This window comes from Mammaliicoccus sp. J-M40, from assembly GCF_022386395.1.
GTDB lineage: Bacteria > Bacillota > Bacilli > Staphylococcales > Staphylococcaceae > Mammaliicoccus > Mammaliicoccus lentus.
Window position 1 is genome coordinate 393,386 of sequence record NZ_JAJNIQ010000001.1, and the last position, 12,518, is coordinate 405,903.

Below are 12,518 nucleotides of genomic sequence, written 5' to 3' on the forward strand. Positions count from 1 at the left end.
GATATAATAAAGTATACTAAATATTAAGTATATAAATTTAAAAAGATAATGAAGAGGTGAGTTTATTGTCTAAAGATAATTTCAAAGACGAATTCGAGAAAAGTCGTCAACCGATAGAGCGAACTGAAGACAAAGCAGATCAAGAACTAAATGATTCTCAAGAAGATGTTAAAGAGAATCAAAATAATCAAGATAATCAATCTAGTCGGAAAGAAAGCAGAAAACAAAATAGACAGCAAAAGAAAGACAAACAACAGTATCCTCCAAGAGGCGCGTTAAGAAGACAACGAAGAAAAGAAGAAGCGCAAAAACAAGCTTCACAACCTAAAGAAACAGATAAAAGCACTGATCAAGTTGAACAAAAGCAAGATAAGAATCATAAAGGTGCAGCAGCAGGCGCTGCTGGAGTTGCAGGAGCAACGGGCGCTGTAAATGCAAACAAAAATTCTAAAAAATCTTTAACAGATAAACCTGAAAAAGATACAGACGATAAAAATCAAAAAGGCAAACAAAACAAAAAAGGTAAAGTTGCAGGAACAGCAGCGGCTGGCGCAGCTACATCTTCTCAATCTGGAAATGCTTCTCCAAAGGATAAAGACGAAACATCTAAAGATACAAATAAAGAAGATAAAGGTTCTAATAAGAAAAAAGCAGCTGGAGCGGCTGCTGTAGGTGCCGGTGCAGCAGGCGCGGCAGGTTTAGCAGCTAATTCTAAAAATAATAGTGCTGCTGAAACAGATTCTAAGAAAGATAATAAAGATCATTCTAATAAGAAGAAAGGTGCAGCAGCTGGTGCCGCAGGAGCGACAGGCGCAGCCGGTGCAGCCGGAGCTGGAGCATCTGGTGGTGGAGGAACACCTCCAAGTGGCGGAAGCGGAAACGGCGGTAATGGAAATGGTGATGGTTCAAACAAGTTTAAAAAAGCCATTATACCAATCGTTGCAGCAATATTGATACTTGGTGCTTTAGCAATATTCTTAGGCACATATTTAAACGGTACAAATAATGATAATGGTAAAGAATTAGCAGAAAAGACATCTCAGACAAATAGCGATGCTAAGAAAAAAGCTGACCAGCAAGCTGAAAAAGATAGAAAAAATAAAGAAGAAGACAATAAATCTAATAAATCATCAGATGAAGATAAACAATCAAGCGATGATAGTGATAAATCATCTAATAGTTCAAATGATGATAGCAATTCGAATAATGATAATAGTGACAGTAATGAAAATGCTAGTGATGACGCTTCTAATAACAACCAAGCTTCACAACCAGACCAAAATAGCGATCAAAACGTAAATCAATACGGTCAAAATTCAGATTCAAGCAATGATGATGTTCAAAATGCAGCTGATGATGCAGCGAACAATCAGAATGGGCAAAATGGTCAAAACGCCCAAAATAACCAAAACAATCAGTCTAATCAAAGTCAAGGCCAAGAATCTCATACTGTAACTGGTAAAGAGAACTTGTACCGAATTGCTATACAATATTATGGTGACGGTTCAGCTGAAAACGTTGAAAAAATTAGACAAGCAAATGGTATTTCTGGAAACAGTATTTCTCAAGGTCAAGATTTAGTAATACCATAGACATCAATTAAAGGGGATGGAATTATGTATTTATCAAATATTATGATACCTAAAGAAAAATGTTACATCGCACATCCAAAAGATACGATTCATTCAGCATTAGATAAGTTAGAACATCATGGTATCGACGGTTTACCAGTTGTTGAACATGGCAAGTATATCGGGATGATTACACGTTACAGTATTTTTAGACATTACTTTTTTAAAAAGGAAAATGTATCAAGAGATAATTTCATTGATGATACAATTATTGAAGATATACTGACGATTGACTTGCATTCACTTAATGAAAACTTAGTCGTTGAAGAAGCATTGTTGAACTTGCAAGATTTTCCGATTATTGCTGTAGTTAACGATGATAAAGACTTCCTTGGAATTGTGACAAGATATGATGTAATGGAACAATTTAAGTCAGCATTCGGTATGAAGCAAAAAGGGGTAAGAATTGCGATTACTTCAGTGGATGCTGAAGGTAGAATTAAGCGACTATCTAATATTATTGCAAAATATAAATTAAACACTATTTCATTTGTAACATTTGATGAAACAGACAAAATGTATCGTCGTATGATTATTAAAGTTGAAAAGACAGATAACATTAAAAAATTCATTAAGTATTTATCTAGAAACGGATTCAAAGTTCTAGATGTAACTGAAGACTAAGAAAAATAGAGCCCAGGACAATTATTTATGTCTTGGGCTCATTTTATTTTATTTATAGCTCTTTATTGATATAATTATCAAGGTATATTATAAGGAGTGAAATAAATGCAAGAATTTGAAAGCCTAATAATTGGTGGTGGACCATGTGGCTTAAGTGCAGCCATTGAACAAAAACGTCAAGGTATAAACGCTGTAGTAATTGAAAAAGGGAACGTTGTAGATGCTATATATCATTACCCTACGCATCAGACATTCTTTTCATCAAGTGAAAAACTTGGTATCGGTGATGTACCTTTTATCGTTGAAGACTTAAAACCTAAAAGAAACCAAGCACTTGTTTATTACAGAGAAGTGGTTAAACATCATCAATTAGATGTAAGAACATTCGAAGAAGTATTAACTGTAAAAAAAGTTGATAACCGATTTTTAGTATCAACAACTAAACAAACTTATAAAGTTAGATTTTTAACTGTAGCAACAGGATATTATGGTCAGCATAATGAATTAGATGTAGAAGGCCAAGAGTTAGATAAAGTTATGCATTACTTTAAAGAAGCACATCCGTACTTTAATCAAGACGTTGTAATCGTAGGCGGCAAAAACTCTGCAGTAGATGCTGCTATCGAGTTAGAAAAAGCGGGTGCAAATGTAACAGTAATTTATCGTGGATCAGAATACTCTAAAAGTATAAAACCTTGGATTTTACCTAACTTTGAATCATTGGTAAATCACGAAAAGATTACAATGCATTTTAACAGTGAAGTTGAGCACATTGACGAAGAGACTTTAACGTATAATCAAGATGGTAAATCATATACAATTAAGAACGATTTTGTATTTGCAATGATTGGTTACCACCCAGATTATAAGTTCTTAGAATCATGTGGTATTGATACAATAACTAATGAATATGGCACAGCGCCTTCATACAATAAAGATACCATGGAATCAAATGTTGAAAATCTATTTATAGCTGGTGTAATAGCAGCTGGTAATGATGCCAACACAATCTTTATTGAAAATGGTAAATATCATGGTGGTACAATCGCACAAGAAATAGCTAGAAAAAAGCAAACACCACTGGAATCATAAAACAAAATCCTTTTTGTGAGTAATACACTCATAAAAAGGATTTTTTATTTTACGCGAAATATGTTTTCAATTGTTCTTTATTTAAATGATTACTTAAACCGACCAACAATTTTAATCGTGCTTTTTGACCATTTAAGCCGTTTGAGAAAATTAAGCCCATATTTTGAAGTTGAGAACCTCCGCCTTCATATGCATATATACCATCTACTATTCCATTAAAGGAACGAGATACGACTACTACTGGTATATGCGCATCCATTAACTTATGTAAGCCATCTAGAGCAGTTGGGGGTAAATTACCTTGTCCGAGCGCTTCAACAACTAAACCATTGTATTGATGTTCTACAAAGAAATTAAATATATCACTAGATATGTCCATATGTGCTTTGATTAAGCCGATTTTGGTATTTGGGTTAATTTCAGGGTATTTCTTATAAGGAAAAGGTTGATGATGAAATATAACATGTGTCTTAGTTACACTACCGATTGGTCCATAGTTAGGACTTTGGAAAGTACTCGTATTTGACGTATGCGTTTTTGTAACATTTTTAGCTGTATGAATTTCGTCATTAAAGATGACCATGACACCTTTATTACGCGCTTCGTCTTCTGAAGCTACTTTTAATGCTGAAACATAATTATATAATCCGTCAGAACCAATTTCATTTGAAGATCTCATCGCACCAGTTAAAATAATTGGTAATGATGTATCTATTGTTAAATCTAGCAAATATGCTGTTTCTTCCAAAGTATCTGTACCGTGCGTAATAACAAAAGCATCATATGCATCTTTTTCTATAGCATCAGTAATAATATTTTTTAAAATAATGATATAATCATTGTTCATATGTGGAGAAGGAACTTGGAAAGGATTAATCTCTTCTATGTCTCCAAGTGATTGTATAAAAGCTTGATGCCTATGCATTGGATGCTCTTCGTTTGTTTCGACTTTACCTGTATCTTTATCTTCTGACATGCTAATTGTTCCACCAGTATGAATTACTAAAATTCGCTTCATATCTTTCCTCCTGTTCATAAGTTTATAATTTATGATAAAATATATAAGATTAAAGAACAAGAGAGGTTAAGGAAATGAGTAAAATAAATATAGCTATAGATGGACCAGCAGCTGCTGGAAAAAGCACCATTGCTAAATTAGTAGCACAGCATTTCAATATGATTTATATAGATACTGGTGCTATGTATAGAGCAATTACGCTTTATTATATCGAACAAGAGACAGAAGATTTTAGCCAGCTTGTTCAAAACATCGATTTAAGAATTGTTTTACAAAATGGTCAGCGTGTCATTTTAAACGATGTTGATGTATCAGAAAGAATTAGAGAGAATGATGTTACAGAAAAAGTTTCTCATGTAGCTTCACAAGAACCTGTTAGAACATTTTTAGTAGAGGAACAACAAAAGTTAGCTCAAGAAAAAAATGTTGTGATGGACGGTAGAGATGTAGGAACAACAGTATTACCGGATGCAGAGTTAAAAGTATACATGATAGCATCTGTAGAAGAACGTGCCTTAAGAAGATTAAAAGATAATGAACTAAGAGGCATTGAATCAGATTTAGAAAGTTTAAAAATTGACATTGAGAGAAGAGATCAATTTGATATGAATCGTGAAATCTCACCGCTTGTGAAAGCAGAAGATGCAATAAGTATTGATACAACAGGTTTATCCATTGACGAAGTGACAAATGAAATTGTAAATTTGGCAAAAGTCAAAATGGTGTAAATAGTACGAATTTCTTGACAATTTAGCTTCTTTATAAGAAGTTAATATTAAGATATTTATTTTAAGGAGGCAATTTTGATGACGGAAGAATTCAACGAATCCATGATAAATGAAGTGCAAGAAGGTGACAAAGTAAAAGGTACGGTGCAACAAATTGAAGACAAACATGTAGTTGTACACATTGATGGTGGTAAATTTGATGGCATCATTCCAATAAGCCAACTGTCAACTCAACACATCGAAACAGCTAATGAAGTCGTCAATATTGGTGATGAAATCGAAGCTTTCGTAACTAAAATTGAACAAAACGAAGAAAGCGGTCATTATATATTATCTAAGCGTAAACTAGATGAAAATTTATCATATGACAAACTTCAAAAAATCCAAGAAAATGATGAAACAATTGAGGCTGAAGTAACAGAAGTAGTTAAAGGTGGACTAGTAGTAGATGCTGGTATAAGAGGTTTCATACCTGCTTCTTTAATTTCTGTTCATTATATCGAAGACTTCTCTGACTATTTAGGAAAAGTCTTAACATTAAAAGTAGAAGAACTTGATCAAACTAATAACAGAGTGATTCTAAGCCACAAGAAAGTGGAACAAGAATCATTAGACGTTAAGAAAGAAGCGTTATTAGACAATCTTTCTCAAGGAGACATTCTAGAAGGAAGAGTTGCTAGAATTGCTAACTTCGGTGCGTTTATTGACTTAGGTGGAGTAGATGGATTAGTGCACGTTTCTGAATTATCACATAATCATGTTAAAACGCCTGATGAAGTCGTTCAAGTTGGAGATAATGTAAAAGTTAAAGTAAGAGCTGTTGATCGTGAAGCGGAAAGAATCTCGCTTTCAATTAAAGATACTTTACCAAGTCCATTCGAACAAATCGAATCAGAATTTAATGTAGGCGATATTGTACCAGGTAAAGTTGTGCGTTTAGCTCAATTTGGTGCTTTTGTTGAAATTGCTGCTGGATTACAAGGTTTAGTTCACATATCTCAAATTAGCCACGAACACATTGGCAATCCTGAGGAAGTATTAGAAAAAGGTCAAAACGTTCAAGTGAAAATCTTAGGTATAGATAAAGACGAAGAAAGAATTTCATTATCTATTAAAGATACAATCGAACAAGAAACTGACTATGATGAATCATATTTAAATCAATCAGATTCAGATGAAGATAACCCTACTTTAGGTGATGTTTTCGGAGACAAGTTAAAGAATTTCAAACTATAAAATTATAGGATATGACATGAGACTGCTATTAGAGGAAGTAGACCTTTATTAGCAGTCGTTTTTATTTTTTACAACATTACATGATATGATAAATTATTAAATTAAAGCTCTTTTTATATTTCATAGGCTAAATAGCGATGATATGTTAAAATAAAAAGGATTATGAATGAGAGGAAGACGGTTTATGACAAAACCCATTATAGCGATTGTAGGGAAACCTAACGTAGGGAAATCTACAATTTTTAATAGAATTATTGGTGAAAGAGTATCAATAGTTGAAGATACGCCAGGTATCACAAGAGATAGAATTTATTCTAGTGGTGAATGGTTAACACATGACTTTAACTTAATAGATACTGGTGGAATAGATTTAGGTGATGAACCTTTCCAAAAACAAATAACTGCACAGGCAGAAGTAGCAATTGATGAAGCGGATGTCATCATCTTTATGGTAAATGGTAGAGAAGGTGTCACTCAAGCTGATGAAATGGTTGCTAAAATTTTGTATAAGTCTAATAAACCAGTTGTATTAGCAGTGAACAAGATTGATAACCCTGAGATGAGAAGTGAAATATATGACTTCTATTCATTAGGATTTGGAGAACCTTTCCCGATATCAGGCTCCCATGGATTAGGTTTAGGTGATTTGTTGGATGAAGCGGCTAAACACTTCCCAACTGAACAAGACCCTGAATATGATGATGAAACAATTAAATTATCTTTAATTGGTCGTCCTAATGTTGGTAAATCAAGTTTAATCAATGCGATTCTAGGTGAAGAACGTGTTATCGTTTCGCCAATCGCTGGTACAACTAGAGATGCTATCGATACTGTATACAATTATGAAGATCAAGAATATGTATTAATTGATACAGCAGGAATGAGGAAAAAAGGTAAAGTATATGAAAGCACTGAAAAATATTCAGTATTAAGAGCATTAAAAGCAATAGAAAGATCTAATGTAGTACTCGTTGTAATTGATGCTGAAGAAGGCATAATCGAACAAGATAAAAAAGTAGCTGGTTATGCACATGAAGCTGGTAAAGCAATTGTAATAGTAGTTAATAAATGGGATACAGTAGAAAAAGATTCAAATACTATGAAGAAATTCGAAAAGAAAGTTAGAGATAACTTCCAATTCTTAGATTATGCACCAATAGCTTTCGTATCAGCTCTAGAGAAATCTAGACTAAGAACATTATTCCCATTCATACAAATGGCTGATGAAAATCATCGTAAACGTGTACAAAGTTCGACACTTAATGAGGTTATTACAGACGCTGTTGCAATGAATCCTACACCAACTGATAATGGTAGAAGATTGAATATATTCTATGCGACACAAGTTGCTATACAACCTCCAACATTCGTTATTTTTGTTAACGATGTTGAATTAATGCATTTCTCTTATAAACGATTTTTAGAGAATCGAATTAGAGATGCTTTTGGATATGAGGGAACACCTATCCACTTAATTTCAAGAAAAAGAAACTAAAGAAAAAGGATGGATAACTATGTCAAATATTACTGTATTTGGTACTGGAAGTTGGGGAACTGCTTTAGCTAACGTTTTAGCAGATAATAATCACAACGTACTAATGTGGGGCAAAACTGAAAAAACTGTAAACGAAATAAATAAAGAACACAGCAATCATAAATATTTAAAAGATATATCAATTAATGAATCCATTAAATCTACGATGGACTTAAAGGATGCTGTACATCATTCATCAATTTATATAATCGCTGTACCTACAAAAGCGATACGAGAAGTTTCTACAAATATTAACGATATTGCATATGGAAAGAAAATCTTTATTCATGTATCTAAAGGAATTGAACCTGATACATTCAAGAGAATATCTGAGATGATATATGAATCAATAGACAGCAAAATTAACGGCGGTATCGCTGTACTATCTGGACCAAGTCACGCAGAAGAAGTTGCAATTAAACATCCTACTACAGTATCTGTATCTTCTGAAAATCAAGAAGTAGCGAGACTAGCTCAAGATCTATTTATGACTGATTATTTCCGAGTTTATACAAACAACGATTTAGTTGGAATTGAAATTGGTGGGGCTTTAAAAAATATAATCGCACTGGCTTCAGGTATAACTGATGGAATAGGCTACGGCGATAATGCAAAAGCTGCACTTATAACAAGAGGATTAGCAGAAATCACACGATTAGGCGTTAAAATGGGCGCAGATCCTATGACCTTCTTAGGATTAGGCGGTATCGGTGATTTAATCGTTACATGTACTTCTGTACATTCTAGAAACTGGAAATGTGGAAATATGCTAGGTCAAGGAGCAACTTTAGATGAAGCTTTAGAAGAAATGAACATGGTAGTAGAAGGTGTTCGTACGACTAAAGCTGCTTATCATCTTGCTCAAAAGTATGACGTTGAAATGCCAATTACATCAAGTCTATATAAAGTATTATTCGAAGATTATCCTGTACCAGATGGGGTTAGAGATTTGATGGAACGAGATAAGAAGTCTGAGAATATTTAAGCAAGTGGGGTAGTGAAATGTTTGATATTTCAAGAATGGATTTAATGTGGGTATCTTTTTATTCAATTGGATTTATGATATTAGCAATAGTACTTGTATATTTATCAAGGTTTAAATTTAGTAATAGAATCATAAGTGGTATTACGATGTTTCTAGCGGTAATATCACTTATATTGGCAGGCGTCTTAATGATTGTCGTTTTAGGTGGGTCAAGCCATGGATAAACAAAAGCGTATTTACATATTATTATTTACTTGTGTGTTGTTGTTATCAGCATGTGCTTTTCCTGATAAAGAAAAGGCAGAAAATCAAGTTCCTGCTAAAGATCAATTAAGCATCGTCCAAACGGCTGTAGATGAATATCAAAAAGCCAATGATGGTTTATTACCTATTAAAGAAAGAGATGATAGCTACTCGATTTACCTACAACATCCAGTTGACTTCAATAAATTAAAACCTAAATTTATATCTCAATTACCAGGTAATTCTTTTGAGAATGGTGGTATTTATCAATACGTCATTATGGATGTAGATAAAGATCCTACTGTTTATTTAATCGATTTAAGAACTTCCGAAGTATTAAAAGATATTAGAATACGCATAGATGCTAGCGGTGAACCACTTCAGTTAGGTGATAAAGTAGCACCAAATGTTTATGAAATTGATTATAAGAAGTATGGTTTTAAAAAGAAACCAACTGTACCAAGCCCATATAGCAATGAAAGATTACCAGTATATATGAATGGCGGAAATGATTTTATTATTGATTATAGGCTAGATTTATCTAAAGAAATTAAAAAACGAAAAGACCTTCCAAAACCAGGAACGGACATCAGAAAATTATTGTATGAAGATTCGCCAGTACTACCAGCTTATTCGCCCGAATTTACAATAAATAGTGACAAAGAACCCGTTTTTAAATCAAAAGTGAAAAATTATTAATAAAATTCGAAAAATAGTGCATTTATAGCTTGTAAATCGTTGCAGTGACACAGGTTGTTGTGTTAAAGTCTTATCATAATGGTATTATACATATCATTAGATAACCTTTTGGGAGGTGAATTTGAAATGAACAAAACAGAATTAATCAATTCAGTAAGTGAGAAAGCTAATTTAACTAAAAAAGAAGCTGGTCTTGCTGTAGATGCAGTGTTCGAATCAATTCAAAAATCTTTATCAGATGGTGAGAAAGTACAATTAATTGGTTTCGGTAACTTTGAAGTACGCGAAAGAGCTGCTCGTAAAGGACGTAACCCTCAGACTGGTAAAGAAATTGATATCCCTGCAAGCAAAGTTCCAGCTTTTAAAGCAGGTAAAGCATTAAAAGATGCAGTTAAATAATGAATTGTATCTAAGCCCTTTTTAAGGGCTTTTTTTATTTGTCTTATTTCTTTTATTTCTTTGAATATATGCATTTTCATTTCAATAAAGTTAGTGTTAAGATATATAGGTGATAATGTTGAGGTGATAAGATGGATAATATAGAAAAAATTTATAATAAAGAAGTTGCTGAATTGTTAAAAGGCGTTAATAATAGTCGTATACCAGTAGTCAATCCAATAATAGCAAATATATTAAATGATATTAATATTGATATAAATGCTAAGCTTGCTACAATATCTATAGATGCCTCAATGCGCTTTTTAAATAGAATTGGAGAGCCTGGTGTATCCAATCAAGATATTCTAATCGGAGATCTTGTAAGTGCGTACTTTTACAAATGTGCTACATTACATAGAGATTTGCAATTTTTAGATATTATGACTAAAGCAATTAGTAAACAAAACGAACTAAAACAAACTCTTATAGATAGCAAGTCTCAAAATAATATTGATTCTCTAAAAGAAATTGAATCTATATTTATTTTAACTTTATTAGACTACTTTGATATTGAATTAGATAGAGAATCTATAAAAGAAGAGATATATGCATACTATTATAAAAGAAACCAAAGGACTGAATAAATAGTGGACAATAAATCTAAATCAGAACACGTACATCACGTTTTTCAAAATATATCTGGAAAATATGATACTTTAAATAATATTATAAGCTTTGAACAACATAAAAGATGGCGTAAATACGTTATGAAAGAAATGAACGTTAAACCTGGCAGTAAAGCTCTAGATGTTTGTTGTGGAACTGCTGATTGGTCAATTCAATTAAGTCACGCAGTTGGCCCATATGGAGAAGTAGTAGGATTAGATTTCAGCGAAAACATGTTAGAAGTAGGTAAAAAGAAAACCGAAAATATGGCTAATATCCATTTAATACATGGCGATGCAATGAATCTACCTTTTGAAGACGATGAATTCGATTATGTGACAATTGGTTTTGGTTTGCGAAATGTACCAGACTACAAGCATGTATTAAACGAATTAAAACGTGTTGTTAAACCAGGCGGTATGGTAGTATGTTTAGAAACGAGTCAACCAACTATACCAGTATTCAAACAATTATATAGTTTTTATTTCAAAAACATCATGCCATTATTCGGCAAATTATTTGCAAAATCTTTACAAGAGTACAATTGGCTTCAAGAATCAACTCAAAACTTCCCAGGTAAAAAAGAACTTGCTCAAATGTTTGCAGATGTTGGTTATGAAAGAATTAAATATAAAGGATTTACTGGTGGCGTAGCGGCTATGCATTTAGCTTATAAACCTAAATAAAAAGGTGATCACATGTATGACAAAACAAAGATAAACTTAAATAAAGAAGTAAAAGAAGTAGAAAAGCTTCTTAACAGTTATATTAATAGTGAGCAAAGTACTGTTAATGAAGCTTGCCAATATTTATTATCTTCTGGGGGTAAACGTATTAGACCACTTTTCACGCTTATTGCTAGTCAATTTGGTGATAGTGGGTCAAAAGATGTTAGAGCAGTCGCTACGACACTTGAATTAATACATATGGCTAGTTTAGTTCATGATGATGTAATTGATAAAAGCGATAAACGGAGAGGTAAATATACCATTGCAAAGAAGTGGGATACCCAGACCGCTGTCCTTACAGGAAATTATTTATTATCTCAGTCCTTAAACGTTGTGAGTACAATAGAACACGACAAATTACACGAGCAATTAGCTAAAGGTATAATAGAAGTATGCCGTGGCGAGTTATTCCAATTTGAAGACCAATTTGTTGCTGATCAATCTATTACAAACTATTTAAGGCGAATAAAACGAAAAACGGCACTTTTAATTTCATTATCAACTGAACTAGGTGCTTATAGTGCTCGAACAAGTGACGAGACAGCTCAAAAGCTTGGTAAAATTGGGTATTATATTGGTATGAGTTATCAAATTATAGATGATATTCTAGATTTCACAAGCACTGAAAAGAAGCTTGGTAAGCCAGTAGGTTCAGATTTAAGAAATGGACATTTAACTTTACCAGTATTACTTAGAATGAAAAATTCTAAACAGTTCAAAGATAAAATACAGCAACTAAGTATAGATAGTTCTGATGAAGTATTTAACGCTGTTATACAAGAAGTTATTGAATCTGAAGAATTACAAAAGTCTAAAGAAGTGAGTAATAACTACTTGAAAAAAGCGGAAAAACTAATCAGTTCTCTCGAAAATGAATCCGGCCAAAAAATGCTAGCTGAAATTATTAAAAAAATAGGTAACAGAAACCACTAGAAAGCGGTTGCAAGTGGAGTCCC

14 protein-coding genes are annotated in these 12,518 nt (G+C 32.9%); 13 read left to right on the top strand and 1 reads right to left on the bottom strand.

Annotation, left to right across the window (positions count from 1 at the left end):
* The first annotated feature begins 65 nt into the window (after positions 1 to 65).
* The 3 genes from LQ688_RS02110 (at position 66) to LQ688_RS02120 (ending at position 3,347) form a co-directional block, all read left to right on the top strand.
* Entirely contained in the window at positions 66 to 1,592 is a 1,527-nt protein-coding gene (locus tag LQ688_RS02110; protein ID WP_239752581.1) for a LysM peptidoglycan-binding domain-containing protein, read from the top strand.
* Between the two features lie 24 nt (positions 1,593 to 1,616).
* Positions 1,617 to 2,255 (top strand): CBS domain-containing protein, encoded by a 639-nt coding sequence (locus LQ688_RS02115; protein ID WP_016999995.1) that lies wholly within the window; start codon positions 1,617 to 1,619, stop codon positions 2,253 to 2,255.
* A gap of 105 nt (positions 2,256 to 2,360) precedes the next feature.
* Complete coding sequence (locus LQ688_RS02120) at positions 2,361 to 3,347, top strand: YpdA family putative bacillithiol disulfide reductase (RefSeq protein WP_016999994.1); 987 nt, start codon at positions 2,361 to 2,363, stop codon at positions 3,345 to 3,347.
* 49 nt (positions 3,348 to 3,396) lie between these two features.
* Here the strand turns inward: LQ688_RS02120 and LQ688_RS02125 are convergent, their stop codons facing one another.
* Entirely contained in the window at positions 3,397 to 4,365 is a 969-nt protein-coding gene (locus LQ688_RS02125; RefSeq protein ID WP_239724602.1) for an asparaginase, read from the bottom strand.
* A gap of 74 nt (positions 4,366 to 4,439) precedes the next feature.
* On the opposite strand from LQ688_RS02125, the gene cmk reads away from it, so the two are divergent.
* From cmk to LQ688_RS02175, 10 genes are all read left to right on the top strand, one after another.
* Entirely contained in the window at positions 4,440 to 5,093 is a 654-nt protein-coding gene (cmk, locus tag LQ688_RS02130; protein ID WP_016999992.1) for a (d)CMP kinase, read from the top strand.
* A 78-nt stretch (positions 5,094 to 5,171) separates the two neighbouring features.
* Positions 5,172 to 6,329: a 30S ribosomal protein S1 gene (rpsA, locus tag LQ688_RS02135; RefSeq protein ID WP_016999991.1), complete on the top strand. Its 1,158-nt coding sequence runs from the start codon at positions 5,172 to 5,174 to the stop codon at positions 6,327 to 6,329.
* Between the two features lie 184 nt (positions 6,330 to 6,513).
* Positions 6,514 to 7,824 carry a ribosome biogenesis GTPase Der gene (gene der, locus LQ688_RS02140; protein ID WP_016999990.1) on the top strand — a complete coding sequence of 437 codons (1,311 nt, stop codon included), beginning with the start codon at positions 6,514 to 6,516 and terminating at the stop codon, positions 7,822 to 7,824.
* A 19-nt stretch (positions 7,825 to 7,843) separates the two neighbouring features.
* On the top strand, positions 7,844 to 8,848 hold the full coding sequence (locus LQ688_RS02145) for an NAD(P)H-dependent glycerol-3-phosphate dehydrogenase (RefSeq protein ID WP_016999989.1): 1,005 nt from the start codon (positions 7,844 to 7,846) through the stop codon (positions 8,846 to 8,848).
* 17 nt (positions 8,849 to 8,865) lie between these two features.
* On the top strand, positions 8,866 to 9,072 hold the full coding sequence (locus tag LQ688_RS02150; protein ID WP_016999988.1) for a DUF2768 domain-containing protein: 207 nt from the start codon (positions 8,866 to 8,868) through the stop codon (positions 9,070 to 9,072).
* Entirely contained in the window at positions 9,065 to 9,790 is a 726-nt protein-coding gene (locus tag LQ688_RS02155) for a hypothetical protein (protein ID WP_016999987.1), read from the top strand. The genes LQ688_RS02150 and LQ688_RS02155 overlap by 8 nt, the downstream gene beginning before the upstream one ends.
* 126 nt (positions 9,791 to 9,916) lie before the next feature.
* A complete protein-coding gene (locus LQ688_RS02160; protein WP_016912122.1) occupies positions 9,917 to 10,189 on the top strand; it encodes an HU family DNA-binding protein in 273 nt (90 codons plus the stop codon).
* Positions 10,190 to 10,320: 131 nt separating this feature from the next.
* Positions 10,321 to 10,812 carry a hypothetical protein gene (locus LQ688_RS02165; RefSeq protein ID WP_016999986.1) on the top strand — a complete coding sequence of 164 codons (492 nt, stop codon included), beginning with the start codon at positions 10,321 to 10,323 and terminating at the stop codon, positions 10,810 to 10,812.
* Positions 10,813 to 11,520 carry a demethylmenaquinone methyltransferase gene (locus LQ688_RS02170; protein ID WP_026023674.1) on the top strand — a complete coding sequence of 236 codons (708 nt, stop codon included), beginning with the start codon at positions 10,813 to 10,815 and terminating at the stop codon, positions 11,518 to 11,520.
* Positions 11,521 to 11,532: 12 nt separating this feature from the next.
* On the top strand, positions 11,533 to 12,495 hold the full coding sequence (locus LQ688_RS02175) for a polyprenyl synthetase family protein (RefSeq protein WP_064204567.1): 963 nt from the start codon (positions 11,533 to 11,535) through the stop codon (positions 12,493 to 12,495).
* Positions 12,496 to 12,518 lie beyond the last annotated feature (23 nt).